Source organism: Morganella sp. Je.2.23 (assembly GCF_051129855.1).
GTDB lineage: Bacteria > Pseudomonadota > Gammaproteobacteria > Enterobacterales > Enterobacteriaceae > Morganella > Morganella sibonii.
Genome location: NZ_JBCPSQ010000007.1, coordinates 163959 through 189845, shown reverse-complemented (window position 1 = coordinate 189845; position 25887 = coordinate 163959). Strand labels below are relative to the sequence as shown.

The window sequence follows — 25887 nt, the reverse complement described above, 5'->3', positions numbered from 1 at the left end:
TCAAACTCTTCAATTAAAAGTGTCTGATGCTCAAAGAATTAAACTGTTTACTGCTGCTTATTTCTAAGCTGCTGTATTGGTCACTCTTCAAGACTTCTCAAAAATATATTTTTTGTGATATGTCCTGCGAGTGCCCACACAGATTGTCTGATAAATTGTTAAAGAGCAGTTGCAACATTCGCTGCCGTTGCCGGTCTTCTGCGTTGTTGCGAGGCTGCGTATATTACGCTTTCCTCATTCGGTGTCAAGTATTTATTTCAGACTTTTCACCTTGTTATCTCAGCGGACTCAGCGTCCTGTGCCGTGACAACGGATGCGAATTATAGGGAGTTTTCATCTGACCGCAAGGGGTAATTTATAAAAATGTGCTGACTGCTGATTATTACAGCAAATCACCCTGTAATTGTCAGTTTTTTCAGCGATTCAAGTCCCAATTGCTGCAAAACAGGCTGTAATTTCTGTGTGGTTTCATCATCCCGCAGACAATACGCCACATTTTCTTCATCCGTTAAGTAATGAGGTTTTTCACTATTATTGATTAACCACTGCACGCGGCGGGCAATCGCCGCACCGGAATCCACCAGCCGGGTGCCGTCCGGTAATGCGGATTTCAGCTCTTCGGCGATCAGCGGGAAGTGCGTACATCCTAATACCACCGTATCCGGCGGCTCTTTCATATTCCGCCACGGCGCAAGAATAGTTTCCAGAGCGCCTGCCGGAATTGCCTCACCGTACAGCTTGCGTTCCGCGAGTTCGACCAGCTCCGCCGATCCTAATAGTGATACCCGGCACTCAGAGGCAAACCGGTCAATCAGCTCCCGGGTGTAAGCCCGTTTTACCGTAGCCCGTGTTGCCAGCAGCCCGACCAGGCCGTTACGTGTCAGTTTTGCCGCCGGTTTGATCGCCGGAACCACACCGACCACCGGAATATCGGACATTGCACGCAGCGCAGGCAGTGTAATGGTGCTGGCGGTATTACAGGCAATGACAATCACTGCCAGCGGATGCTGCTGAGCAATCTGACGGACAATCTTAGTCACACGATCGACAATAAAAGCTTCGGTTTTTTCACCATAAGGAAATGCCTCATTATCGAATGCATAGATATAGTGGAGATCAGGAAGTAACTTTCTTACTTCCTGATAAACAGATAAACCGCCCATGCCGGAATCAAACAGCAGCACTGTCGGGCGGGTTTTCAGATCAGAAGTTGTAGCTTCCTGTGAGGAAGTATTCGCGGCCAGCGGTTCGATAGCCATACGCAGTCTCGTAGTCTTTATCAAACAGGTTAGCTACTTTACCACGAATTGTCAGATGGTCAGTGATCGGATATGCGGCGGTGATATCAAAAATACTGACGCCGCCGAGTTTTTGCTTATTCGCCGCATCATCATAACGTTTACCGATATACTGATACGTCAGTCCCATATCAACATCCGACACCGTCCAATCCAGCTGATACTTAACCTGCTGCTGCGCACGGCGCGCCAGACGCTTATTGGTATCTTTATCTTTTGCATCCAGGTATTGATAGGTCATCTGATGATGGAAAATCCAGGTATCAAATTCCCCCACCCACTCGGCACCTTTGATTTTAGCTTTACTGCGGTTTATATAGGTATTCGGTGAGCCCATCTCGTAATCGATCAGATTTTTAATATCATTATGGTAGCCGGTCAGTTGCCAGGAAAGTGGCCCGGTATTTCCTTCCAGTCCTAATTCCCATTGCTCACTTTCCTCCGGTTTTAAATCCTTATTACCAACGATGGTTCCCCAGTCAAATGTCGTATTGGCATATAACTGCCCCAGTGTTGGTGCTTTAAATCCTGTTGCATAAGAACCGATAACCCGGTAACCATCGACAAACTCCCATCCGGCACTGGTCTGCCAGGTGGTATGCCAGTTAAATTCCGAATGATGGTCAGAGCGGACCGCAGCCTCAAGAATAACTTTATCTATTTCCTGCTGTCCTGTCAGATAGAAACCGGTATCAGAAATGGATTTACTGTCAGCTATCATTGCCGTACCGGGTTCCATTTCCTGTTTCTGATAATCAATACCGGCATTGATGCTGCCATATCCGACACGGTAATTATTGCCCCACTGTGCAGAATACTGTTTCGAGTTGTCCAGGGTTGCGCCATCACCATAACGGCCATAACGGTTATCATAGTTATAGTCTTTAACCCGGCTGTAGCTCATGATCAGCTGAGAAGAATAATCCCCCTGATTAAATGTGAGACCTGCATCATATGTCCGGTTTTCTAACTCACGGCGGTCACTTGCCGGATCAGCAGGTAACGACCACATCTCAGATTTAAATCCGAAATATTTACTGCGGTTATCATAACCATATGCACGTCCGTATACTGCAAACCGATCATCCAGTTTGTGGTGCACATCCAGCCAGTAGGTTTTATTCATAAAGCCATAGTCACGGCCGCTTGGTGTGGCATAACCGTCATAATCACGGCGGATATCAAATCCTTTAGAATAGGTATACGCCGCTGCGGCTGTTACCCGGGTATTTTCGCCAATCTGTTGCTGGGTGGTTCCGGTATAATTCTGGTAGCCGTGAGAACCAATACCCGCTGTGATATTTGAACCGATATCATCCCGGATAGTAATGATATTCAGCACACCGCCGATAGCATCCGAACCATATACCGCAGAACGTGCACCACGGATATACTCAACCCGCTGTACCAGTGCCACCGGGAACTGATTCAGATCCGGCTGACCGGAAATACCGGCATTATTCAGACGGACACCATCTATTAATACCAGCAAATGTTTTGCATCTGTCCCGCGTACCGATACGGTACTGTTCTGACCTAATCCGCCACTCTGAGTCACATCCACACCCGGCAAACGACGCAGAATATCGACAACAGAATTCGACTGCCACTTATCTATCTCTTCACGGGTCACAACGGTTACCGGAGCCAGCACGGACGAAACCGGCTGCTGAAAACGGTTAGCGGAAACAATTATCTGATCATCATTAGTATTAGCAGAAGCGCTAAAAGACAATGCGGAAAACACGGCCAGTCCGACAGCGGACAGCGCATAAGGCGAGGTCATTTTCATTTTTCCTGAGCACCCACATATATATAAAGAGGATGCCACCCGTCTGCTTTGTAGCGTCAGCAGGACGGACGACAAATCTTCGGCAGGTCTTCGGACTCAGGAGGGTATTTCTCAATTCCCTGCAACGACTTCCCGTCATTTATAACAGTGTCATCGTGTTGCTTTACCATTACCGCTGCGCGCCAGTTCCGGAATTTCACCGGATTCCCTTTTCATTCTTATGAAGAAACCGAATTATCATGCTACGATCCGGCCTTAAAATCTGTCCAGAATAAGATGTCTGAATTGTCGGGCGGAACACTTTAATCACTAAGACACGAACATTTTTTGTGATCAGCAAAACGGATCAACGCGCCATGCATAATACGTTACCCATTGAAAATTATGAAGAACAACTTGCAGAGAAGGCAAGAAGCCTGCAAAAAATGATGCAACCTTTTCAGGCGCCGGATGCTCACGTATTTGCGTCACCGGTTTCACACTACCGGATGCGGGCCGAATTCCGTATCTGGCATGAAGGGGATGACCTCTGGCATATCATGTTTGATCAGCAGACCAAACAACGTATCCGGATAGATACCTTCCCTGCCGCGAGTCAGCTGATTAATGACATGATGCAGGCTATTTTGCCGTTACTGAAACAAACTCATCTGCTGCGCCACAAACTTTTTCAGATTGATTATCTGTCGACACGAAGCAACAAAATTATTGTCTCCCTGCTCTATCATAAAAAACTTGATGACAGCTGGGCAGAAGCCGCCAAAACACTGCGGGCACAATTACAGTCACAGGGATTTGATTTACAGCTGATAGGCCGCGCATCAAAAACAAAAATCATGCTGGATAATGATTATGTTGATGAAGTTCTGCCGGTCGCAGGTAAAGAGATGATTTACCGTCAGGTGGAAAACAGCTTCACGCAGCCGAATGCGGCGGTCAATATTCATATGCTGGAGTGGGCACTTTCGGCAACAGAAGGATCACAGGGCGATTTACTGGAGCTGTATTGTGGTAACGGTAATTTTTCACTGGCGCTGGCGCGTAATTTCCGCCGCGTACTGGCAACGGAAATCGCCAAACCGTCCGTCGCTGCCGCACAATATAATATCGATGCTAACCATATTGATAATGTGCAGATTATCCGTATGTCCGCAGAAGATTTCACACAGGCGATGCAGGGAGTGCGTGAGTTTAACCGTCTTGCCGGAATTGATTTGTCTTCTTATGAATGCAATACCATTTTTGTCGATCCGCCGCGCAGCGGGCTGGATGCCGAAACCGTTAAACTGGTTCAGGGCTACGAGCGGATTCTGTATATTTCCTGTAATCCGGAAACATTATGTGAAAATCTGGAAACACTGAACCAGACACATGATGTCGTACGGCTGGCGCTGTTTGATCAGTTTCCGTACACCCCGCACATGGAAAGCGGTGTTTTGTTGATCCGGCGCAGATAAGTTGTTACGCGTTTCTCCGAAAAGTTCTTGATCAATGATCAGGAACTTTTTTACTTTATGAGTTTAACGCACTAATTCCTTTATGATCACCTGCAGTTTTCACGATTTTCTTTCTCCGTCAGAATGATCTGCTGAGCCCGGCCCCTGATGACGAAAAATACGTCATAAAGTGATATTTAAATTCTGTAAATATTCATTCAACTAATATTCATTACACTCATAACATTTCAAAGACAAAAAATAACCCTCATGCAATAAATTAACAACCTGCCCTGTCCTATTAAAAAATACGTTTGCGGTAAATAAATATTTAACAATTTACTGTGAGCCGCTCCTGATATTAATTATTCTTCTGAATTTAAGGTCTTATTTTTATTTTCACTGCTCTATACTCGGCCGTAAATAATCCCGTAACTTAATCGAAAGGTATTTTTATGTCTCTGAAGAAAATAACGTTAATTTCAGCCGCTCTGTTATTTGGCAGTTTTCAGGCAAGTGCACATAATATCTGGATAGAACAAACTGACGGCTCTGATTATGTTGTCCGCTTTGGTCACAACCCGACAGAAACCTATCCGGAAAATAAATTAAAACCGGTTCAGGCTGTTATGCAGGATGGTAAAGTTGAAACAGTCAGTACGACGTATAAAGATGGTGAAGCTTACTTCGTCATGCCTGAGAATGCGTCGATTATCTTATTAGGCTACGACAACGGCGTCTGGAGTAAATTAAAGAACGGCCGTACCGTCGAAAAAAATAAAATTGAAGTACCGGACGCGGAATTCAGCAAAAATCCGATTAAATTCAGTAAAAACATCGTGAAGTGGGATGATAATGCCACAAAAGTCTTTAACACCCCATATGAACTGGTACCGATGACCAAACCTGTCGCCGGTCAGGAGTTTGAAATCAAAGCTCTGAAAGATGGTCAGCCGCTGGAAGGCATGAAGATTGCCAAAAGTGAAGAAGATCCGGGTGTGTTAACCAATAAAGACGGTCTGGCAAAATTCAAAGCTGAAAAAGGCGCCAATAAAGTTTACGCCGAATACAAACTGGATACTCCGGATAATAAAGAGTACGGATTCCAGCAGCTGGAATATGTTTTATCTTTTGACGCTGAGTAATTAAACGTTATGAAATCTGTTTATTTATTTGCCATTTTACTGATTAACGGGGTGCTGTTGGCAACAACAGCACAAGCTCATTCCATGCATGTGGTTGCACAGCTGGAAGGTAATGTTATCAGCGGGCAGTCTTATTATTCTGATATGTCTCCGGCAAAAGATACCTATGTCGGTACTTATCTGAAAGGCCATGAAGATGATGAAATATCCGGTAAGACCGATGAGAAAGGCTATTTCAAAATCGAAGTACCGGCAACCGGCGATTATATTCTCTATGTTGAAGGTGATGAAGGGCACAAAGTGGAAACGGAAGTCCCGGTTATTTCCGCAACAGCCGGCACCGGCAGCAGTGATTCTTCTTCCGGCTATATTCAGATCCGCCAGGATATTGATCAGCTGAAGAATAAAATTTATCTGCAGAATATTCTCGGTGGTGTGGGTTATATCGTGGGTATTTTCGGTGTGATCGCATTCTTCCGTGCCCGTGAGTTAACTAAGCAGGCCGCTAAAAACGCCGCATAACAGGAGGAAGATCATGCATTTATCTGAAGGCGTATTACATCTTCCTGTACTGGCCGGAGCCGGTGTGGTCGCGGCCGCCGGGGTTGCTATCGGCATCCGTCAGCTGGATACTTCGCGTCTGTCACTGGCAGCCCTGTTCGGGGCTGCGTTTTTTGTCGCCGGAACTATTCATGTGCCGATAGGGGTCAGCAGTGTGCATCTGATCTTAAACGGGCTTGCGGGATTGTTCCTCGGCTGGGCGGTTTTCCCGGCATTCCTGATTGCCCTCGCGCTGCAGGTACTGTTTTTCTCCTTCGGCGGATTCGCGGTTCTCGGGGTTAACCTGTGTAATATTTCCATTCCGGCGCTGCTGGTCTATTACCTGTTCCGGAATTCCCTGCGTCCGGGGCTGAGTCAGGGGCGTCTGGTATATCTCGGTGTGATGGCCGGGGTTATCGGTACGCTGGGTACAGTATGCCTGACCTCACTGGCACTGGTACTGGACAGCGGTAAATCTTATATCGATCTGGTCTGGCTCCTGTTTATCGGGCACCTGCCGATTTTTGTCACCGACTCCCTGATCAGTGTGGGGATCCTGCTGGCGCTGGCAAAAATGCGTCCGGCCGCCCTGATGGTTAATCAGCACGGGCAACATACCTATGGATAACTGGCTGCCTCCTCACCGGCGCCTGCTTCTTGCGGTTCTCTGGGCTTTTCTGCTCAGCGGTATCCGGCAGACCGACTGGCTTATTGCCGGTCTGTCGGGTGCTTTTCTGCTGTTTGTTGTCTGCCACCGCCGTCAGTTAAGCCGTTCACTGCTGACCGTGCTGAAGCTGAATATTTTTATTCTGTTTGTCTGGCTGACACTGCCGTGGAAAATTGAGAGCCAGGGGATCGTGCAGTCACCGGCAGGCGTGTTTCTCGCCCTGCAAATCACGCTGAAAATGAATGCGATTCTGCTGTTTGTCTCTGCGATGCTGACAAACATGACAGATATCGATCTGGCATGTGCCGTGAAGCGTTATCCCCTGCCCGACAAGCTGATTAAGCTGTTTATTCTGACGATCCGCTATATCGCGATTTTCAGTGAGACCAAACAACAGCTTGAAACTGCCATGAAAGCACGGGGATTCCGTAAAGGGATGAATAAACGGACATTTACCATGTTGTCCCAATTGGTCGCCCTGCTGCTGATCAAAGCGATGCACAAAGCGGAAACCACTGAAATGGCGCTGAAAGCCCGGGGTTTTTACGCACGCCCGTCTTCTGTTAATACAAAAAGGTCTGTTAATGACGTCCCAAAATCCCCTGATTCAGGTCAGCAATCTGGTTGTCAGCCGCAACAATGTACCCATAATTCAGGATCTGAACTTTGAACTGAACGCCGGAGAACGGCTTTTTCTGTGCGGTGATATCGGCAGCGGGAAATCTACTCTGCTGCACACTCTGTTAGGTTTTATCCCGTTTACCGGGAATATTTCGGTTTTCGGCAAGTCCCGTCACTCTGAGGACGACTTCACAGAGGTTCGCGGCCCGCTGGGATTGCTGTTTCAGCATCCTGATGATCAGTTGTTCGGTCCGGGTGTGCTGGATGATGTAATGTTCGGCCCGCTGAATATGGGAATGACACAGGAGGCAGCAAGGGAACGCGCCTTACAGTGCCTGGAGATGCTGGATATTGTCCGGCTGAAAGACCGCGCTGTGACTGAAATTTCCGGCGGTGAAAAAAACTTTACCGCACTGGCCGGTGTACTGGCAATGTCACCGTCAGTTCTCCTGCTGGATGAACCGACCAACGGTCTGAATGAGAAAAATATTCAGCGGCTGGAAGATATTCTCACACAGCTGAATCTGCCGATGATTGTTGCCTCTCATAATCAGCAGTTTACACAGCGGATGGCGCACCGCGTAATCCCGTTTCCCTGCCGGGCCTGACACGGACACAAAAAAACCGGTCACTTCAAAAGTGACCGGCTTCTTCTGCATCTTTATCTTTCTGACGCGATTACTCCGTTACTTCATCCTGTCCGGTGGCACGGCGCTGTTTCATCGCCCGGTAGAGCCACAATGCGATAATCACAATAAAGACGGCAGAAAAGTAGTTTGATCCGGCTTCCGGATATTCCGCACGCATCAGGGCGTTATAGGCGAACAGACCCAGGAAGAACGTGCCGGTCACCAGCTTGGGCATGCCTTCCGGCAGCATCTGGTTGAGGTAGCGCTGATGGAAACAATAGACCGCAAGACACAATGCCAGAACCGGAAAAACCGAAAAATGGACTGCGGAATTAAAAAGTGCTGAAAAAGTACCGTGTACTGAAAGCCCGACAATAAAAGCGAGCAGTAAGGTTCCTTTGTCACGGCGATACTGTTCCGTCATAACGTTCTCCTTGGTGATGTGTGCTAAATTAAAGGGGTATAATCGGGGTCATGCATTTTCTCTTGTTCGCGGCGATACCAGTAATACGCGCCTCTGGCGATCATCCGCAGCTGTAATACCAGCCGCTCTTCCAGGTACGCCCGCTTTTCCAAATCAATATCCAGAGCTTCCGCACCGGCGCTGAATACGATGGTTACCATCGATTCTGCCTGCAATTCAGTAAACTGACGCGGCATTTTACTTTCCAGTTCCAGATAGTCTGCCAGCTCTGCAATAAAATGCTGGATTTCCCGTGCGACTGCCGCGCGGAATTCTGAGGATGTCCCGGAGCGCTCACGTAATAATAACCTGAAAGCGTTGGGGTTATTACCGATAAACTCCATAAATGTCGCAACTGATGTCCGGATCACACTCCCGCCTTTGGCGATACGCTGCCGTGCCTGACGCATCAGCTGGCGCAGCATCAGTCCGCTCTCGTCCACCATGGTCAGCCCCAGTTCATCCACATCTTTGAAATGACGGTAAAAAGACGTCGGAGCGATTCCGGCCTCGCGGGCGACCTCACGCAGGCTCAGACTGGTGAAGCTGCGCTCGGCGCTCAGCTGACTGAAAGCCGCTTCAATCAGGGCCCGGCGGGTTTTTTCTTTTTGTTTTGCTCTTACACCAATCACGTTACTCACGGAATTCAGACTCTCAATTTATTCAGACGGATCAATATAACAAACTTAATACTTTTTTCAGTGATGATTAGCTTATGGCCGGTGAAATTCCTGAAAAAAAGATTTTCCGAACTGTGACCTGTAAACCTTACTAATCATAGGCTGATTTTGCATCTGATGTTAAGATGATGTTGTTAATTTATGTATAAACAGGTTATTTCTCATATGCAACAGAACCAGTTTGACGCCATTGTCATCGGCTCCGGCCCGGGTGGCGAAGGTGTGGCAATGGGACTTGTGAAGCAGGGAAAACGGGTTGCCGTGATTGAGCGTTATAACGACGTCGGCGGCGGCTGTACCCACTGGGGAACGATTCCTTCCAAAGCGCTGCGCCACGCCGTCAGCCGTATTATCGAATTTAACCAGAATCCGCTGTACAGTGATAACTCCCGGATTCTGAAATCGTCATTTTCAGAGATCCTGGCACACGCCGGGCGGGTCATTACCCAGCAGACCGGCATGCGGCGCGGCTTTTACGAGCGTAACGGCTGCACAATGTTCTGCGGCGAAGCAAAATTCACCGAAGAAGGTGATGTCTGTGTGCGCTACAGCGACGGCAGCTGCGATATTCTCCGTGCGGATAATGTGGTTATCGCCACCGGCTCCCGGCCGTACTGCCCGCCGGATGTCGATTTCAGCCACTCCCGTATCTATAACAGCGATACCATTCTGTCACTGACGCACGAACCCCGCCATGTCATCATTTATGGTGCCGGGGTTATCGGCTGTGAATATGCCTCGATTTTCCGCGGTCTGAGTGTCAAAGTGGATTTAATTAACACCCGCGACCGGTTACTGGCATTTCTCGACCAGGAGATGTCGGACGCACTCACCTATCACTTCTGGAATAACGGCGTGGTTATCCGCCAGAATGAAGAGTATGAGCGGATTGAGGGCACCGGTGACGGCGTGATTATTCACTTCCGCTCCGGAAAAAAAGTAAAAGCAGACTGTCTGCTCTTTGCCAACGGCCGCACCGGTAACACCGATAATCTCGGCCTTGAGCATGTCGGGATCACCGCAGACAGCCGCGGTCTTATCAGTGTTAATGATACCTACCAGACCAGCAATCCGGCGATTTATGCGGTCGGGGATGTTATCGGCTATCCGAGCCTCGCCTCGGCGGCCTATGACCAGGGACGGATTGCCGCCCGGGCCATCACCCATGACGGCGATGCCCCGCTGCATCTGATTGAGGATATCCCGACCGGAATTTACACCATTCCGGAGATAAGCTCAGTCGGCAAGACAGAGCAGCAGCTGACCGCGATGAAGGTTCCGTATGAAGTGGGCCGGGCACAATTCAAACATCTGGCGCGGGCGCAAATCGCCGGGCTGGATGCCGGCAGTCTGAAAATTCTGTTCCACCGTGAAACACGGCAGATTCTGGGCATCCACTGCTTCGGCGAGCGTGCGGCTGAGATTATCCATATCGGCCAGGCGATTATGGAACAAAAAGGTGAAGGTAATACCATCGATTATTTCGTCAATACCACCTTCAACTACCCGACCATGGCCGAAGCTTACCGGGTTGCCGCACTGAACGGGCTCAACCGCTTATTTTAAACAGCGGGTTCCTGCTGGTAATAAGCACTCATTTTTGCACGGATAGCCTCTGCCAGCTGACTGTAACGGCTGCGCAGAGGTGATCCCGGGCGATAAACCAGAATCACTTCACGGAACGGTTCCGGATTGGTGCAGGAGAGATAGCACACACCATCGCGTTTGTGCTCCGGCGGAATCGCCAGATCCGGCAGTAACGTGATACCGCTGCCCGCAGCCACCATATTACGCAGCGTTTCCATACTGGTCGCACGGAAGTGAGTATCTTCCCGCGCGCCCGCCTGGAAACAGAATCCCATCGCCTGGTCACGCAGACAGTGTCCGTCTTCCAGCATCAGCAGTTTTTCACCGGCCAGCTCGTGCATTTCCACTTCCTGACGTGATGCCCACGGATGCTCATCATAAATCGCCAGTTTCATCGGCTCATTAAACAGCGGTTCTTCAATAAAGCTGCCGGTTTCTTTTACCCGCGCCAGAATCGCGCAGTCGAGTTTGCCGCTGTCCAGTTGCGCCAGCAACTGATGTGTCTGAGCTTCATGCAGATACATCTCGAGTTTCGGCCATAACCGGTGCAGTTCCGGAATGATATGCGGCAGCAGATACGGGGCGATGGTCGGGATCAGACCGATATGCAGCGGTCCCGCCATGCTTTCCCCCTGAAGAGAGGCCATTTCCTCAAGGATTTTCACTTCACGCAGGATGGTCCGGGCCTGATCCACCAGCAGCATACCCTGCTGGGTAAACAGGACCTTACGGCTGGTCCGCTCCAGCAGCATCACTCCCAGCTCATCCTCAAGCTTGCGGATCTGCCCGCTCAGTGTCGGCTGGCTGACATGGCAGGCATCCGCCGCACGGCGAAAGTGATTATGCTCAGAAAGTGCCACCAGATATTCCAAATCCCGGATATTCATGCCTGTGTCTCCGTCTGCGATTAATAGATAAAATCAATTGATAACTATCATAACGCAACTGCATTGTTAGTCGAGCTTAAATCACAGGCCGGAAACAGACAGAAAACCGATAGCGTTACCGGTAAGCACAGGCTTTTACATCACCTTTCCGCATTAACCGGTAAGAAAGCATGACGGTCAGGCCGGAGGCGGCGATATACACACCGGCATATGTCAGGTCATATGCTACCAGCCAGCCGATAATTAATGGGGTAAATCCGCCGATCAGGGTGGATGCAAGGTTATATCCCAGGCTTAAGGTGGTGGTGTGACCACGGGAAATACCGGCAATCACCGATGCCAGTGTGCAGGAGATACAGGATGCATTAATGGTCAGGATCAACTGAGCAGTAATGACCAGGCCGGTTTGTTCGCTGCTGAGTAAGAAATAAAGCGGGACAGAAAAAATGACCAGTGCCGCTGATGCGCTTTTAAACACTTTTTCTGCCGAGCTGTATTTATCCGTCAGCCACCCGCAGGTCAGAATACAACACAGATATAAACAGGATGAAAAAATTGCATAACTGCTTTTCAGGGATTCAGCTCCGATATGATCCCGTACAAGTGAAGAAGACATATTATAAGAATAGAATACCGCAGACCCCGGCACGGTCATCAGGAAAATCAGTAATGCCCGCAGGCCGTCAACACGCTTTGTGATAACAGATTGCACCGGCAGTGCAGGTAACCTGGTGCGGAACCAGAAACTCATAATAATATTAAGCACCCCGACCAGCAGCGGGATCCGCCAGCCGACAGTTTGCATCATCTCCGGTGACAGCATGCTCTCCAGTAATAACACCAACCCGAGAGATACGATAACCCCGGTAACAGAGCTGCCGACAATCAGAGCGGAAATTCTGGCATATTCATTTCTCTTTGCATCACTGAATAAATATGTCATCAGCGACGGGTTTTCCCCGGCAAAGCTGAAAGACAACACCATTTGCAACAACAGAATAGCAACCGGTGTATAAGAGCCCAGTAAATGAACTGGTAATAATGCCATACATAATGTCGCAACGCCGGTAATCTGGCTGGTTAAAACCAATGCCGCCTTTTTCCCCGCCCTGTCCGCATAACGTCCGATAATATAGCCGCCGATCGGACGTGCCAGAAAACGTAATGCAAATATTCCCCAGACCATTTCAGTTGCTGATTCATAACCCAGTCTTTCAAGCTCAGCGCTGAGATATACGGATATTGCCGCAAAAACTGCGATATCGTAATACTCCAGTGCATTCCCTGCCACGGCACCCAGCCGGTATCTCCATTTCATTCTCAATTCCCTTTGATCCTGATAAAGACGGGCTGCCCGGCAGCCCGTCAGGCCGTTGACAAACCCGCAGGGGTTGGCGACGACCGACAGTGGTTGTAAAAATAAACCAGGAAAATCAATTTATTGATTTTCGGCTGATAACACAAAGCAGGAAAAACCACGTTTTATCCTGCTTTGTCTGCAATCTCACGGGCTGCCCGGCAGCCCGCTCTGTTGCGTTGTTATTTGTACAGATGACTTACGGCAGACTTACCAGCGTATCCAGACACGCCAGTGTGATCCCGTTTTCTTTCAGCGCATTAAATACCCCGCCGGACGATGCATGCGGGCAGCCCAGTTTTTCTTTTATCCGCTGAATACGTTTATGCTCCGATGCTTCTGAACATCCCTGCACTGCACTGATCTCTTTTACTTTACGATGAGATAATAATAACCGGATAGTCAGAACTTCTTTACGGGTAAAACGGATATTACCGAAGCGCATATACTGGTGGATATCTAAAATATCAGTGGAATCATTATTTACTAATTCACTTTCATTAACTGATTTATTTACCTCTGCCCGTAATGGCAAAATTAAATCTTCTTTTTTTTGCCAGAGCCGATCTGCATAATCAGAAATAGTGGGTTTCCATTTATAAATAGCCATCATATCTGCGACAGATAATTTCTTTCCTGAGTTAATAGACACAATCTCGAATAAATCACCATGTTTTGTACAAAAATCTACTTTAAAAGTACTGTTTCTTCCTTTCTGTAAAACAGTTTTGTACTCATCACTGTAGTTACTCCAATACTGAATGCCTGCACTCAGGCGTTCTCCGATACGTAAATCCATATCATCCCCCCAGAATGTCAGCAGCCAGTCATAGTCACTGGATAACACATTGACTGATTTATCCGAAAGGTTAACTCTGGAATAATTAATCCCCATATCATTCCAATCAAAATACTGAGAAAAGTCATTTGTCAGACGATTACATAATTCTTCCATTGCGATACTTTGAATATTCATATTATTCCCTGTGCAAGTAAGTATTGGTTAAATCACTTTAATGTTTAGCATAGTGAAATGAAATTTCAACCCCTCAATTTACTCGTATTTTAAAATTTATAATTTAATCTACTCTTTAATTTCGGCATTAATATCACTAATTAGCATGATATTAAATACTCACCAAATTTAGTCAGATTAATTAATAAAGGTATAAATATGAATAAAGCACAAGACTGGCATCCGGCGGATATTATTGCCGCCATCAAAAAAAGAGGAACGTCATTGTCGGCACTCTCGCGTAATGCCGGATTGCGGTCGGCAACACTGAATAATGCCCTTGCCCGGCGCTGGCCGAAAGGCGAAAAGATTATTGCGGATTTCCTGAATGTATCACCGGCTGAAATATGGCCTTCGCGTTATATGCAAAAAATATACTGATGACAATAAATAAAAACCCCGGATCACGGGCAACAGCAGGTGATCCGGGGACAATCCATGGTATTACTAATCCATAGTATTACACTAACTTCAGCCGGATTTTAGCTTCACTGATAGCTGCGGCCACCTGCTCCGGTGAGACACCACCTTTCGCGCAGCGTTTTTCCAGACAAGACTGGAGTGACAGGATGTCATACACATCCAGTGCAATCACCGGGCTGAATTCCTGTAATTCTGTCAGCGGCATTTCTTCCAGTGCCACACCTTTTGCTATCGCACCGACCACCACTTCACCGACAATATGATGCGCCTCGCGGAACGGAACGCCTTTTGCCACCAGGTAATCCGCCAGTTCTGTCGCATTGGCATAGCCCTGTTTGGCCGCTTCCTCACAGCGCGGACGTTTTACCTGAATACCTTCCAGCACCAGCGCTGCCATATGCAGGCAGTCCAGCCAGGTATCGAGAGCATCAAACAGCCCTTCTTTGTCTTCCTGCATATCTTTGTTATAAGCGAGCGGCAGGCCTTTGAGTGTCATCATCATGCCGGTCAGCGCGCCCTGTACCCGTCCGCATTTACCGCGGATAAGCTCAAGGGCATCCGGGTTCTTTTTCTGCGGCATCAGGGAGGAGCCGGAAGTGACGCGGTCAGATAATTCAATAAACGCAGCTTCACCGCTGTTGAAGAAAATCATGTCTTCAGCAAAACGGGAGAGATGCACCATGCTGATCGCCGCATCGCTGAGCAGTTCCAGTACATGATCACGGTCAGACACACTGTCGAGGCTGTTACGGGTCACACCCGCGAATCCCAGCCAGCCGGCCAGCTGTTCCCGGTCGATAGCATACGCGGTTCCGGCCAGTGCGCCCGAACCGAGCGGGCTGTAATCAAAGCGCGCCAGCGCATCACGAACACGGCTTTCATCCCGCGCCAGCATTTCACTGTATACCAGACACCAGTGGGCAAAGGTCACCGGCTGCGCCCGCTGTAAGTGGGTGTAGCCCGGCATCACCGCATCCTGATTCTGTTCTGCTGTCAGCACCAGTGCCTGCTGTAATTCCTGCAATGCCGCGAGGATCTGGCTGACCGCCTCTTTGCACCACAGTTTTAAATCCGTGGCCACCTGGTCGTTACGGCTGCGCCCGGTGTGGAGTTTTTTCCCCAGATCGCCGACTTTAGCGATAAGTTTGCCTTCCACCCAACTGTGAATATCTTCCGCATCACTGCGCAAAATAGCCCGCGGGTCGGCCTGTACTTCCGCCAGCAGCTCATTCAGTGCCTGCTCCAGTGCCGCCTGCTCCTGTGCGGTCAGCACATTGACAGTCACCAGTGCTTTCGACCAGGCCACAGAGCCGGTGATATCCTGCTCCGCCAGACGATAATCGAATCTCAGCGAGTCGTTGAATTGTTTGAACCGTTGATCTGCTTCCTGACTGAAGCGTCCGCCCCACAGTGCCATACTTTTTCCCTTTCTTTCTGTTTTTAATGATAAATCAGTCTGATGCACGTCCCTGTGCATAATCTCCCTGTCTCCCGCCGGTTATTTCTGTGCTTTCAGCGCACGGATCCGCGAGGAGAGTGAATACAGACGGATAAAGCCGCCCGCATGGCTGTGGTCATACACGTCATCTTCACCGAATGTGGCGAATTCTTCAGAGTAAAGGCTGTTGGCAGACTGTTTCTGAATCGCCGTAACCTGCCCTTTATAGAGTTTCAGCACCACTTCGCCGCTGACCTCTTCCGCCAGAGAATCTGCTGCTGCCTGAATAGATTTACGCAGCGGGGCAAACCAGCGGCCGTCATACACCACATAGGACATTTCGAGTCCGATCTGCTGACGCCATTTGAAGCTGTCGCGATCGAGAATGATCTCTTCCAGTCCGCGCAGTGCCGCCATCATGATGGTGCCCCCCGGGGTTTCATAACAGCCGCGGGATTTCATCCCCACCAGCCGGTTTTCCACAATATCGATCCGGCCGATGCCGTGTTTCGCGCCCAGTTCATTCAGGGCATTCAGGCAGTTATACGGGGACAGCGCTTTGCCGTTCACCCCGGTGACTTCACCGGCCTTAATGGTGACAGTGACCAGTTCCGGCTGATCCGGCGCTTCCTGCGGATCAGCAGTCCATACCCAGCAATCCGCATTGGACTGATTCCACGGGCTTTCCAGCACGCCACCTTCGGTGGAGATATGCCATGCGTTTTCATCACGGCTGTAGATTTTTTCCAGAGATGCGGTGGTCGGAATATTACGGACTTTCAGGTAATCCAGCAGCGCCTCACGGGAACGCAGATCCCACTCGCGCCACGGTGCAATCACTTTCAGTTGCGGTGCCAGGGCGGTGTAGGTTCCCTCAAAACGTACCTGGTCATTGCCTTTGCCGGTCGCACCGTGTGCCAGGGCATCCGCACCGACTTTCAGTGCCAGCTCAACCTGTGCTTTGGCGATAATCGGCCGCGCCATGGAGGTGCCCAGCAGATATTTACCTTCATACAGTGCGCCGCTTTTCAGCACCGGATAGACAAAGTCTTTGATAAATTCTTCGCGCAGATCGACGACATAGCAGGAAGATGCCCCGGAGTTCAGCGCTTTCTGCTCGACACCGTCGAGATCTTCCGCGCTCTGACCGATATTGGCAACAAATGCCACCACTTCACAGTTATCATAATGCTCTTTCAGCCACGGAATAATGGCCGATGTATCCAGACCGCCGGAGTAAGCCAGTACGATTTTTTTAATGCCTGTCTTTTTTGCCTCTGTCATAACCCTGTCCTTTCAGTAAATGTTATCCGCCGCAGCGGAGTGATTCTGCCAATGTGCTGATAATCCGGATTACGCGGAAATCCGCGTGCCGATGGCTTCGCCATCAAATAATAAATGCAGCTGATCCGCGTGACGCCAGGAGGCGATATCCACCGGACGCCCCAATGTGGCTGCCGCTTCCAGCGCCGCATTCACTTTCACAATCATGCCGTCGGTGATAATGCCGTCGTCGATCAGTTTCTGTGCATGTACGCCATCGAGTGCCTTAATTTTCTGCCCTTTGCCGTCCAGGATACCGCTGACATCCGACAGCAGTACCAGATCCGCGCCCAGCGTTTCCGCAATGGCGGTGGCCGCCTGGTCAGCATTCACGTTCATCAGCAGCCCGTCTTCCGTGATACCGATGGAACTGACGACCGGCAGAAAACCGTTGCTCAGTAACAGGTTCAGCAGTACCGGATTGCCCGGTGCCGCTTTGCCGACATGGCCCAGTTCGTCGTTTAATGGTGTGACTTTCACACTCTGGCCATCGCCGAGACACAAACCGGTGCCGTTAAGCTGATAACGGGTCGCCCACGCCAGCAGTGTTTTGTTGGCACTACCCGCCAGCGCCCCGGTGATAATGTCGATCTGATCCGCCGGGGTGACCCGCAGTCCCTGTTTTTTCACTACCGGTAACTGTAATTTCGCCATCAGTTCATCCACCACGCAGCCGCCGCCGTGAACGATGACAATGCGGCGATCATTCGACGCCCGGTATGCGGCCAGTGCGGTGAACAGACGCCCCAGCGCTTCTTCGCTGTCCAGTAACACACCGCCTAATTTGATGACTAATGGTTCCATTTCCGTTTTCCGTCAGATAAAAGAGTAAGTCGTGCTGTCTGCTTACTGTGGCAGCAGTGACAGCGTTTCATTAAAGCCAAAACGAATATTCATGCACTGAACCGCCTGAGCCGCAGCGCCTTTGAGCAGGTTATCCTCTGCACCAACGACAATCAGATGCTCTCCCTGCACGGCAAAGCCCAGGTCGCAGAACGGCTGGCCGGTGACCGCTTTCAGTGCCGGTACGCCGCTGTCGTAGACTCTTACCAGCGGCTTGTCGTCATAGGCTTTGTGATAAACCGCGCTGACCTGTTCTGCGGTCACACCGCTTTTCAGTTTGCAGGTGATAGTTGCCAGAATTCCGCGCTTAAAATTGCCGAGATGCGGGGTAAAGATCACCGGTGTGCCGAGATGTGCAGAAATTTCCGGCTGGTGCCGGTGAGTAAACAGCCCGTAGGGCTGCAGACTCACCTCACAAAAACTGTTATTCAGTGCGGCTTTACGCCCGGCGCCGCTCACGCCGCTGGTGGCATTGATAACCGGCCATTGGGTCAGATCCAGTAAGTCATTATCCAGCAGCGGTTTCAGTGCCAGCTGGGAGACCGTCGGATAACAGCCCGGCACCGCAATCAGCTGCGCGGTGCGGATTTTGTCATGCTGCCATTCCGCCAGCCCGTACACCGCCTGTGCCAATAAGGCGGTATGTTTGTGTTCAAATCCGTAGTATTGTGGGTAAAAATTATCCTGCTGAACACGGTAAGCACCTGAAAGATCAAATACCGTGCAACCTGCCGCAAGGAAAACCGGCACAAGGTCATGACTGACTTCATGAGCGGTGGCCAGGAATACCACATCCGTATTTTGTGCAACGGCAGCCGGGTCGGTCAGCGGCTCCAGCGGTAAATCCACCAGACCTCTGAACTGCGGATGCAGATCCGAAAAATATTTTCCGGCATCCGCACTGTTGGCGGATACCATCAGGCCGGTCAGCTCCGTCTGCGGGTGGCGTTGGATATAAGCCGCGAGTTCCGCTCCGGTATATCCGCTGGCACCGATAATCAGCGTTTTCAACATAAGTTATCTTCACCTTGTACCTGAAACACAAACAGTGTATTTTTATTCATATAAACTGCATGAATATTGATACTATTATGACTAAAGGCTGTCAACAGTGAATATTAAATTACCTGCATTTATTGAGATTTATCGTCAGCTCATCGCGGCACCCTCCATCAGTTCCACGGAAGCGGAATCGGATCAGAGCAATGAAACTGTGATCAATCTGCTGGCGACCTGGTTTGAAACCCTGGGATTTGATGTCGAAGTACAACCCGTTCCGGAAACACGCGGCAAATTCAATCTGCTTGCCAGTCTCGGCGACGGTGACGGCGGTCTGCTGCTGTGCGGCCACACCGATACCGTACCGTTTGATGAAGGACGCTGGAGCAAAGATCCTTTCACACTGACCGAGCAGAACAACAAGCTGTACGGGCTGGGAACGGCGGATATGAAAGGTTTCTTCGCCTTTATCCTCGATGCGCTGCGCGATATCAGCGTGAAAGATTTGCAGCACCCGCTCTATATCCTCGCCACGGCGGATGAAGAAACCACCATGGCCGGAGCGCGCTATTTTGCCGCCAATGCTGCTATCCGCCCGTCTTTTGCCATTATCGGTGAACCCACGTCGTTACAACCGGTGCGGGCGCACAAAGGTCATCTCTCCAATGCTATCCGTATCACCGGCCAGTCCGGTCACTCCAGTGATCCGGAGCGCGGCGTGAATGCGATTGAGCTGATGAATGAGTCGATCACTCACCTGATGTCACTGCGTAATGAGCTGAAGGAAAAATTCAATAATCCGGCGTTTGTCATTCCGTATCCGACCATGAATTTCGGTCATATTCACGGTGGTGATGCAGCAAACCGTATCTGCGGCTGCTGTGAATTACATATGGATATCCGCCCGCTGCCCGGAATGACCCTCAGTGATATCGATGATATGCTCAATGCAACGCTGGAACCGGTGAAACAACGCTGGCCGGGGCGTCTGGCCATTGAGGCACTGCACGCGCCGATTCCGGGTTACGCCTGCCCGACCGACCACAAAATGGTCGGTGTGATTGAAAATCTGCTCGGTGAAAAAGCACAGACCGTGAATTACTGTACGGAAGCGCCGTTTATTCAGGATCTGTGCCCGACGCTGGTACTCGGCCCCGGTTCAATTGAACAGGCGCATCAGCCGGATGAGTTTCTCGAAACCCGCTTTATTGAGCCGACCCGCGAGCTGCTGACCCAGCTTGTTACCCATTTCTGCTGTAAAGACCCGGCATAACCTTCTCAGCGGACAGCCTGCCTGTCCGCTGCTTTTCCCTCATCATGACGAACTTTCATACAGTGCGTGAGAAAACCTCACCCGCACTGTGACAATTAGTGGTTGACGTTTAACCAACTCATCCCGTAATCTACATCCAGACGTCTAAACGTATAGACACTTAAACAATGACGTGCCGGGATATATACCCAACGTCATTCAGGATGCAGCCAACGAACCTGCAGTTTGAATGAATAAGGGTATTTGCGCCACGGACGACTGCGGGGGGCAGCGATGAGTTTTTTACATATAGACCAGCACGAAGCACTGAATCAGAACCTGGCAGAACTGGCCGGTCGTGTGGCCGTATCCTTTGAATTCTTTCCGCCGGGCACACCGGAAATGGAAAAGACCCTGTGGCAGTCCATCGAACGCCTCAGTGTACTGAAACCAAAATTTGTCTCCGTCACTTACGGGGCGAACTCCGGTGAACGGGATCGCACGCATTCGGTGATTAAAAATATCAAAGAGAAAACCGGACTGATTGCGGTTCCGCATCTCACCTGTATTGATGCCACCCGCGATGAGCTGAAAACCATCGCCAAAGATTACTGGGATAACGGTATCCGCCATATTGTGGCACTGCGCGGTGATCTGCCTGACAGCAGCAGCAAACCGGATATGTATGCCGCTGACCTGGTCGGTTTGTTAAAATCAGTCGCCGATTTTGATATTTCCGTCGCCGCTTATCCGGAAGTGCACCCGGAAGCCCGCAGTGCGCAGGCGGATCTGATTAGTCTGAAAAAGAAAATTGATGCCGGTGCAGATCGCGCTATCACGCAGTTTTTCTTTGATGTCAGCACCTATCTGCGCTTCCGTGACCGCTGTGCAGCAGCAGGGATTGATGTGGAGATTGTACCGGGCATTCTGCCGGTCTCTAACTTTAAACAGTTACAGCGCTTCGCCGGTATGACCAATGTCCGCATCCCGGGCTGGCTCGGTACCATGTTTGAGGGACTGGATGATGACCCGGAGTCCCGCAAACTGGTCGGTGCTTCCGTGGCGATGGAGATGGTGAAACTGCTCAGCCGTGAGGGTGTGAAAGACTTCCATTTTTATACCCTGAACCGCGCGGAACTGACTTACGCTATCTGCCACACCCTGGGTGTCCGCCCGGCGGCCTGTGTGGCATAGAAAAGATAACGATATCATTGAGTAATCAGTGGTATCGTTAAATTATTTTGCATTACTCCTGTTTTTTTCATCCCCGCACCTGAAACAACCGCACAATGCACCTGCCATAACATATATTACTTTTTATCTTTTATTGCTGCTTTTTACGTAAAAATCCGCATTCTCCTGTCTGTCTGAACAGCTGAAAATACCCGGTCAATTCATAAGAAAGTTTTTATATTTCACACTCTCTCAGCGTGACAGAATCGTCACGGGTATCAGCAGGTCAGAACCACATGAAAAAATTAGTATTAGTTTGTTTAATTGAAGCCATAATTGCGGGCTATTCTGCCGGGGCACTGGCGGACGCCAATGAAGACAGGAATAAAATCATCACCCAAGACAGCACCGGTATTGTTGTTCCGGACGGCCTGCATTTCCATTTAAGCCGCAACGTGACCGGAACAGATTTCATCATTGAAAACGGCGGGCAGCTTTCACTGAATGCAACCAGTGTCCTGAACGGCGCAGTGATCAAATCCGGTGGTGATGTCAGTTTCAGCGAAGATACCCGCTCAACAGGCACACTGGTGATTGAAAAAGGTGCGGAAGCTTTTGCCGGCAATACCAATGAATTTGCCATTGATGTCACAACAAACAACCCTGCCGTACCGGGAAATGTGATATTTGAAACCGTTGATAATGCCGGATTACTGGAAATCGGCCCGGCCTGGACCGGCGGTGCGGATGTCGACGATTTTGCCCCGATGCCGGATAAATTAGGTGCGGATTTGGTCACCACCATTAATACCCTGAATATGAAGGGCGGCATGGTTGCCCTGGAAGCTTATTCTCCGGCGGCTCAGCAAAATCACCTGAAGATCGGTACATTAACCGGACAGGGGGATTTTTATATCTCCACCCAGATGGCGGACGGCTGGGGCGATCATATTACTGTCAGCAATAAAGCCACCGGTAATTTCGGTATTGAATTTGCGGACTCCGGCAAAGAGCCGAAAAGCGCCACCCGCCACACGGTTGTGTCCGTTAACAGCGGTGATGCCGCGTTCCGTCAGCTGAATAAAGATGAGACTGCTGAAATCGGTGCTTATCAGTATTCCCTGAAGAAAACCCAATCCGGCGAAAGCACAGAGTGGTACTTACAGGGCAAGCTCAAAGGCGATAAAGATACCGACAACGGTAATAACGGTAATACCGGCGGCAATAACGGCGGCACCAAACCCGTCCTGAGTTACAGCGCCAAAAATGTGATGGCAATGGCGGCAGCGCCGCGTCAGGTATTACAGACTGAATCCGTTTCCCTGCAGCAGCGTCTGGGGAATTACTACAGTAACCCGCAGCACAGCTACGGATTATGGACCCGTTATCTGCATGACAATACCCGCCTGAATGACAAAAACGATACTGCGTTTAAAAATAAACTCGACGGCATGCAGATCGGTGTGGATAAACCACTCCGCCTGAATGATGCCACCGTACTGGTTGGTGTGTTCACCGGCTTCAGCCGCAGTAAAGTCAGCACCTCTGATTACGGCAACGGTACGGTTGAAAGCTGGCACGGTGGTCTTTATGCCACATATCTGCACGACAGCGGTTTCTACGCAGATACTATGCTCAAAGGCAACCGTCTGGATAACAGCAATAACGGCCGGATGAAAAACAGTAGTGCCGCCCGTGGCGATTATCATCAGAATGCCTTTACTGCCACTATCGAAAGCGGATTTAACTATGAAATCCTGCCTGCCCTGACCGTACAGCCATACGGCAGACTGCAATATGCCCGGATCGGCAGCGCGGATTATGAACTGAGTAACGGTATGCGTGCTGATATTCACAGTGCGGACAGTTTTCAGGGTGAAGCCGGGGCTCTGGCTTCCACATCCTTTGATGTCAGCAGTGCGGTACTGAAACCGTATGTCCGCCTGGCAGTGGTTCATGAATTCACCAAAGAGAATGATGTGACCATCAACCGCGCCAATACCTTCAGCAACGATTTCTCCGGCAGCACCGGTAAATACGGTCTGGGACTGGATGCACAGATCACTCCGCAGGCCGCATTCTATACAGAAATTAATTATCTGAACGGTAATAAGAGTGAAACACCGGTGAGTGCTGATCTCGGGTTCCGGGTGCGTTTCTGATAACACCGCACTCAATAAAACGCCCGGGTGATTTCACCGGGCGCTTTAAGACAGTAAAAAAGTATAGGTCAGTGCTTATTTCATCAACTATTTTGCATCGACTCTAACGTGGCAACATCATATGCATCTAATACAGGGTTGTGTTCAATATGATTAATATCATGTGCCACCAATATGTCAGAAATAACGCCTTTTTTTATTTCATCCACATAGCGCTTAACGACCTCTGTTTCCCTGATATATATACTGCCTGAGTAATTTTCTGCCATCCCCAGTACCGCCCGTATTTTTTTCTGCATCTCTGGTGCAGTGTCCGGTTTCTTCAGTTGTTTGCTCAACATATCATACAGTTCCTGTGCGGAGCACTCTGATGCTTTCAGCACAGATAATCTGCTAATAGACGCACTGCCGGGTACACCCGTTTTACTTCTGGCTAAAATCTTATCAGGCAACGTCATACCCAGTTTTTTTACGCAGCTACCGGTGAATCCCTCTGTATAGTATTCCTGTTTCACCAGCGTTTTCGCCAGTAATGCACCACACGCTTTCATAATATTATGATCTTTCTGTGTGCTGCATCCCGTGGAGAATATCTTGCAACTGTTAACAACTGAGACAAACTCATCCTCTGCCTTTTGAAAAGTACCGCGGACTTGCTCTGTAACCTGATTTACAGATTTTTCACCCATTATTTGCTGCACTATTCCTTTTAATTGCATGATTTCTTCCCTATTTAATTAAAAAAAAATAAATAATAAGGAATGAAACTGTTGCCGTATTTTAAAAAAGCGCCATTTTCTCAGAGTGAAAAAATATGAAGCAATGAAGGAAAGACCGAAACTATATATGTTCCGGCCTTTCCGGTACTTAATCAGTAAGTATCAGAATATCAGTATCCTGTTTAATTCTCTTATTACGAAGATAAACTATTGCTCATTTTTTCAAGTTCTTTAACGATGTCATGATCTAATACTTTACCACCGCCAATTTCACTCCTGCGATGTTCCTTCAGTATATCGGTGCTGATAACACTCTTCAGTTTATTCACTCCACGTTCAACCATGTCAGAGTATGCTTTATCTTTGATGTCATCACTGCTGATACCTATATTAACCATATTCAGTGTCGTCTGTATTTTTCCACGCATCTCCTGCGAAGCTCCGGGTTGATCCAAATGTTTGCTGAGCATGTCATGCAATTCCTGTGCGGAATACTCTGTTGTTTTCAGGACAGATAATTTACCGATAGGCGCAGCACCAGAGATATCCGCTTTAATGCCGACAGAAACCTTACTATCCGGCAATGCCATACCGAGTTTTTCTGCACCCCGCGCCATAGCATCTGTTGTATAGCGCTCCGGTTCAACCAGCGTCAGAGCAGCCAGCCTTTCACACGCTTTTTGTATATTATGATCTTGCTGTGTGCTGCATCCCGTGGAGAATGTCTTGCGGCTGTTCACAAGCGCGACAAACTTATCCGCTATCGTCTGAAAAATATTCCGGCTTTCCCCTGTAATCGGTGTCTCACGAACCGGTTGCTGAGCGATTGCACTTACTGACATGATTCCTTTCCTTATTGAATTAAAAACAAACAGATAGTAAGGAATGAACCGGTTACCGTATTTTAAGAAACCCCCATTTTCTCCCGGTAAAAAATACGGGTTACACACTTTCGCCTGTAACCCGTATCAAAAGAACGATATCTTTATGAGAACTCTTTAAATGCCTTCAGCGTATTCGCCGCATACATCACGGATGGCCCGCCGCCCATACCGATAGCAATACCCAGTGCTTCAGATAACTCCTGTTCTGTAACCCCCAGTTCAACCAGTGTTTTAGTGTGAAAACCAATACAACCGTCACACCGGTTGGCAACGGCAATCGCCACGGCAATCAGCTCTTTGGTTTTTTTATCCAGTACGCCGTCAGCCGTGCTGCTTTGCATGATGGTCATAAACGCGCCCATCACATCCGGAATATTTTTGTGTAATTCCTGCATGTTGCCGGCGATATCTTTGATCACATCTTTGTAGTAGGACATTTGTCACCTCAATTATAGGTATCAATAATATATATTATTATATAATATTAAATCAGATAACATACAACCCTTTTCCGGCAGGAAAATGTCAAAAAAATGGCCGCTGATAAAAGCGGC

Annotated in this window: 25 protein-coding genes and 1 riboswitch; of the genes, 11 read left to right on the top strand and 14 right to left on the bottom strand. The window is 49.2% G+C overall.

The genetic code is table 11. From position 1 onward, the window contains the following. Positions 1-392: 392 nt before the first annotated feature. A complete protein-coding gene (gene murI / locus AAZR23_RS18420) occupies positions 393-1259 on the bottom strand; it encodes a glutamate racemase (RefSeq protein WP_434694260.1) in 867 nt (288 codons plus the stop codon). Further along, positions 1204-3090, bottom strand: a complete 1887-nt coding sequence (gene btuB, locus AAZR23_RS18415; protein ID WP_046892935.1) for a TonB-dependent vitamin B12 receptor BtuB — start codon at positions 3088-3090, stop codon at positions 1204-1206. The genes murI and btuB overlap by 56 nt, the downstream gene beginning before the upstream one ends. 64 nt (positions 3091-3154) lie before the next feature. Next, positions 3155-3339, bottom strand: a riboswitch (cobalamin riboswitch). 107 nt (positions 3340-3446) lie between these two features. Here btuB and trmA point away from each other — a divergent pair. The 6 genes from trmA (at position 3447) to AAZR23_RS18385 (ending at position 8107) form a co-directional block, all read left to right on the top strand. Next, positions 3447-4547: a tRNA (uridine(54)-C5)-methyltransferase TrmA gene (gene trmA, locus AAZR23_RS18410; RefSeq protein WP_434694258.1), complete on the top strand. Its 1101-nt coding sequence runs from the start codon at positions 3447-3449 to the stop codon at positions 4545-4547. A 434-nt stretch (positions 4548-4981) separates the two neighbouring features. Continuing rightward, positions 4982-5671: a DUF4198 domain-containing protein gene (locus tag AAZR23_RS18405; RefSeq protein WP_218427003.1), complete on the top strand. Its 690-nt coding sequence runs from the start codon at positions 4982-4984 to the stop codon at positions 5669-5671. Positions 5672-5680: 9 nt separating this feature from the next. Further along, complete coding sequence (locus tag AAZR23_RS18400; RefSeq protein WP_046892932.1) at positions 5681-6193, top strand: nickel ECF transporter; 513 nt, start codon at positions 5681-5683, stop codon at positions 6191-6193. Positions 6194-6206: 13 nt separating this feature from the next. Next, positions 6207-6839, top strand: a complete 633-nt coding sequence (gene cbiM, locus AAZR23_RS18395) for a cobalt transporter CbiM (protein WP_046892931.1) — start codon at positions 6207-6209, stop codon at positions 6837-6839. Next, positions 6832-7548 carry an energy-coupling factor transporter transmembrane component T family protein gene (locus AAZR23_RS18390; protein WP_434694256.1) on the top strand — a complete coding sequence of 239 codons (717 nt, stop codon included), beginning with the start codon at positions 6832-6834 and terminating at the stop codon, positions 7546-7548. The genes cbiM and AAZR23_RS18390 overlap by 8 nt, the downstream gene beginning before the upstream one ends. After that, positions 7463-8107 (top strand): energy-coupling factor ABC transporter ATP-binding protein, encoded by a 645-nt coding sequence (locus tag AAZR23_RS18385; RefSeq protein WP_247717286.1) that lies wholly within the window; start codon positions 7463-7465, stop codon positions 8105-8107. Before AAZR23_RS18390 ends, AAZR23_RS18385 begins: the two co-directional genes overlap by 86 nt. Before the next feature lie 70 nt (positions 8108-8177). On the opposite strand, the gene AAZR23_RS18380 is transcribed toward AAZR23_RS18385, so the two are convergent. Together AAZR23_RS18380 and fabR are read right to left on the bottom strand one after the other, a co-directional pair. Continuing rightward, positions 8178-8552, bottom strand: a complete 375-nt coding sequence (locus AAZR23_RS18380) for a YijD family membrane protein (RefSeq protein WP_107680723.1) — start codon at positions 8550-8552, stop codon at positions 8178-8180. Between the two features lie 23 nt (positions 8553-8575). Continuing rightward, complete coding sequence (fabR, locus tag AAZR23_RS18375) at positions 8576-9232, bottom strand: HTH-type transcriptional repressor FabR (RefSeq protein ID WP_046892927.1); 657 nt, start codon at positions 9230-9232, stop codon at positions 8576-8578. A gap of 204 nt (positions 9233-9436) precedes the next feature. Here fabR and sthA point away from each other — a divergent pair, with 204 nt between their 5' ends. Continuing rightward, positions 9437-10837 carry a Si-specific NAD(P)(+) transhydrogenase gene (sthA, locus tag AAZR23_RS18370; RefSeq protein WP_046892949.1) on the top strand — a complete coding sequence of 467 codons (1401 nt, stop codon included), beginning with the start codon at positions 9437-9439 and terminating at the stop codon, positions 10835-10837. Here the strand turns inward: sthA and oxyR are convergent. The 3 genes from oxyR to AAZR23_RS18355 all read right to left on the bottom strand — a co-directional run bounded on the left by oxyR (position 10834) and on the right by AAZR23_RS18355 (position 14078). Continuing rightward, a complete protein-coding gene (gene oxyR, locus AAZR23_RS18365; RefSeq protein ID WP_046892926.1) occupies positions 10834-11745 on the bottom strand; it encodes a DNA-binding transcriptional regulator OxyR in 912 nt (303 codons plus the stop codon). The genes sthA and oxyR overlap by 4 nt on opposite strands. A 115-nt stretch (positions 11746-11860) precedes the next feature. Next, the gene (locus AAZR23_RS18360) at positions 11861-13063 is read right to left on the bottom strand and encodes an MFS transporter (protein WP_434694252.1); all 1203 of its coding nucleotides are present in this window, start codon (positions 13061-13063) and stop codon (positions 11861-11863) included. Between the two features lie 238 nt (positions 13064-13301). Continuing rightward, positions 13302-14078 (bottom strand): helix-turn-helix transcriptional regulator, encoded by a 777-nt coding sequence (locus tag AAZR23_RS18355; RefSeq protein ID WP_405469608.1) that lies wholly within the window; start codon positions 14076-14078, stop codon positions 13302-13304. Between the two features lie 198 nt (positions 14079-14276). On the opposite strand from AAZR23_RS18355, the gene AAZR23_RS18350 reads away from it, so the two are divergent. Then, the gene (locus AAZR23_RS18350) at positions 14277-14498 is read left to right on the top strand and encodes a helix-turn-helix domain-containing protein (protein WP_046892923.1); all 222 of its coding nucleotides are present in this window, start codon (positions 14277-14279) and stop codon (positions 14496-14498) included. A 79-nt stretch (positions 14499-14577) separates the two neighbouring features. Here the strand turns inward: AAZR23_RS18350 and argH are convergent, their stop codons facing one another. The 4 genes from argH to argC form a co-directional block, all read right to left on the bottom strand. Continuing rightward, entirely contained in the window at positions 14578-15957 is a 1380-nt protein-coding gene (gene argH, locus AAZR23_RS18345) for an argininosuccinate lyase (protein WP_434694251.1), read from the bottom strand. A gap of 81 nt (positions 15958-16038) precedes the next feature. Continuing rightward, entirely contained in the window at positions 16039-17262 is a 1224-nt protein-coding gene (locus AAZR23_RS18340) for an argininosuccinate synthase (protein WP_046892921.1), read from the bottom strand. A gap of 69 nt (positions 17263-17331) precedes the next feature. Beyond that, complete coding sequence (argB, locus tag AAZR23_RS18335) at positions 17332-18105, bottom strand: acetylglutamate kinase (protein ID WP_054424943.1); 774 nt, start codon at positions 18103-18105, stop codon at positions 17332-17334. Between the two features lie 42 nt (positions 18106-18147). Beyond that, positions 18148-19158, bottom strand: coding sequence for an N-acetyl-gamma-glutamyl-phosphate reductase (gene argC, locus AAZR23_RS18330; protein ID WP_434694249.1), 1011 nt, complete (start codon positions 19156-19158; stop codon positions 18148-18150). Between the two features lie 97 nt (positions 19159-19255). On the opposite strand from argC, the gene argE reads away from it, so the two are divergent. From argE to AAZR23_RS18315, 3 genes are all read left to right on the top strand, one after another. Continuing rightward, positions 19256-20416, top strand: coding sequence for an acetylornithine deacetylase (argE, locus tag AAZR23_RS18325; RefSeq protein ID WP_046892918.1), 1161 nt, complete (start codon positions 19256-19258; stop codon positions 20414-20416). 273 nt (positions 20417-20689) lie between these two features. Then, positions 20690-21589 carry a methylenetetrahydrofolate reductase gene (gene metF, locus AAZR23_RS18320; RefSeq protein WP_046892917.1) on the top strand — a complete coding sequence of 300 codons (900 nt, stop codon included), beginning with the start codon at positions 20690-20692 and terminating at the stop codon, positions 21587-21589. Between the two features lie 275 nt (positions 21590-21864). Continuing rightward, positions 21865-23730 (top strand): autotransporter outer membrane beta-barrel domain-containing protein, encoded by a 1866-nt coding sequence (locus AAZR23_RS18315; RefSeq protein WP_434694247.1) that lies wholly within the window; start codon positions 21865-21867, stop codon positions 23728-23730. Positions 23731-23813: 83 nt separating this feature from the next. Here AAZR23_RS18315 and AAZR23_RS18310 read toward each other — a convergent pair whose 3' ends face one another. The 3 genes from AAZR23_RS18310 to AAZR23_RS18300 form a co-directional block, all read right to left on the bottom strand. Next, positions 23814-24449 (bottom strand): hypothetical protein, encoded by a 636-nt coding sequence (locus AAZR23_RS18310; RefSeq protein WP_434694246.1) that lies wholly within the window; start codon positions 24447-24449, stop codon positions 23814-23816. Between the two features lie 194 nt (positions 24450-24643). Continuing rightward, positions 24644-25291 carry a hypothetical protein gene (locus tag AAZR23_RS18305; protein ID WP_434694245.1) on the bottom strand — a complete coding sequence of 216 codons (648 nt, stop codon included), beginning with the start codon at positions 25289-25291 and terminating at the stop codon, positions 24644-24646. A gap of 143 nt (positions 25292-25434) precedes the next feature. After that, positions 25435-25770, bottom strand: coding sequence for a carboxymuconolactone decarboxylase family protein (locus AAZR23_RS18300; RefSeq protein WP_004240785.1), 336 nt, complete (start codon positions 25768-25770; stop codon positions 25435-25437). Positions 25771-25887: the final 117 nt, after the last annotated feature.

What these genes read in the sequence shown, in the direction of transcription:
- murI (WP_434694260.1), bottom strand. Translation starts at nt 1,259, where the DNA reads ATGGCTATCGAACCGCTGGCCGCGAATACTTCCTCACAGGAAGCTACA.
- btuB (WP_046892935.1), bottom strand. Translation starts at nt 3,090, where the DNA reads ATGAAAATGACCTCGCCTTATGCGCTGTCCGCTGTCGGACTGGCCGTG.
- trmA (WP_434694258.1), top strand. Translation starts at nt 3,447, where the DNA reads ATGCATAATACGTTACCCATTGAAAATTATGAAGAACAACTTGCAGAG.
- AAZR23_RS18405 (WP_218427003.1), top strand. Translation starts at nt 4,982, where the DNA reads ATGTCTCTGAAGAAAATAACGTTAATTTCAGCCGCTCTGTTATTTGGC.
- AAZR23_RS18400 (WP_046892932.1), top strand. Translation starts at nt 5,681, where the DNA reads ATGAAATCTGTTTATTTATTTGCCATTTTACTGATTAACGGGGTGCTG.
- cbiM (WP_046892931.1), top strand. Translation starts at nt 6,207, where the DNA reads ATGCATTTATCTGAAGGCGTATTACATCTTCCTGTACTGGCCGGAGCC.
- AAZR23_RS18390 (WP_434694256.1), top strand. Translation starts at nt 6,832, where the DNA reads ATGGATAACTGGCTGCCTCCTCACCGGCGCCTGCTTCTTGCGGTTCTC.
- AAZR23_RS18385 (WP_247717286.1), top strand. Translation starts at nt 7,463, where the DNA reads ATGACGTCCCAAAATCCCCTGATTCAGGTCAGCAATCTGGTTGTCAGC.
- AAZR23_RS18380 (WP_107680723.1), bottom strand. Translation starts at nt 8,552, where the DNA reads ATGACGGAACAGTATCGCCGTGACAAAGGAACCTTACTGCTCGCTTTT.
- sthA (WP_046892949.1), top strand. Translation starts at nt 9,437, where the DNA reads ATGCAACAGAACCAGTTTGACGCCATTGTCATCGGCTCCGGCCCGGGT.
- oxyR (WP_046892926.1), bottom strand. Translation starts at nt 11,745, where the DNA reads ATGAATATCCGGGATTTGGAATATCTGGTGGCACTTTCTGAGCATAAT.
- AAZR23_RS18360 (WP_434694252.1), bottom strand. Translation starts at nt 13,063, where the DNA reads ATGAAATGGAGATACCGGCTGGGTGCCGTGGCAGGGAATGCACTGGAG.
- AAZR23_RS18355 (WP_405469608.1), bottom strand. Translation starts at nt 14,078, where the DNA reads ATGAATATTCAAAGTATCGCAATGGAAGAATTATGTAATCGTCTGACA.
- AAZR23_RS18350 (WP_046892923.1), top strand. Translation starts at nt 14,277, where the DNA reads ATGAATAAAGCACAAGACTGGCATCCGGCGGATATTATTGCCGCCATC.
- argH (WP_434694251.1), bottom strand. Translation starts at nt 15,957, where the DNA reads ATGGCACTGTGGGGCGGACGCTTCAGTCAGGAAGCAGATCAACGGTTC.
- AAZR23_RS18340 (WP_046892921.1), bottom strand. Translation starts at nt 17,262, where the DNA reads ATGACAGAGGCAAAAAAGACAGGCATTAAAAAAATCGTACTGGCTTAC.
- argB (WP_054424943.1), bottom strand. Translation starts at nt 18,105, where the DNA reads ATGGAACCATTAGTCATCAAATTAGGCGGTGTGTTACTGGACAGCGAA.
- argC (WP_434694249.1), bottom strand. Translation starts at nt 19,158, where the DNA reads ATGTTGAAAACGCTGATTATCGGTGCCAGCGGATATACCGGAGCGGAA.
- metF (WP_046892917.1), top strand. Translation starts at nt 20,690, where the DNA reads ATGAGTTTTTTACATATAGACCAGCACGAAGCACTGAATCAGAACCTG.
- AAZR23_RS18315 (WP_434694247.1), top strand. Translation starts at nt 21,865, where the DNA reads ATGAAAAAATTAGTATTAGTTTGTTTAATTGAAGCCATAATTGCGGGC.
- AAZR23_RS18310 (WP_434694246.1), bottom strand. Translation starts at nt 24,449, where the DNA reads ATGCAATTAAAAGGAATAGTGCAGCAAATAATGGGTGAAAAATCTGTA.
- AAZR23_RS18305 (WP_434694245.1), bottom strand. Translation starts at nt 25,291, where the DNA reads ATGTCAGTAAGTGCAATCGCTCAGCAACCGGTTCGTGAGACACCGATT.
- AAZR23_RS18300 (WP_004240785.1), bottom strand. Translation starts at nt 25,770, where the DNA reads ATGTCCTACTACAAAGATGTGATCAAAGATATCGCCGGCAACATGCAG.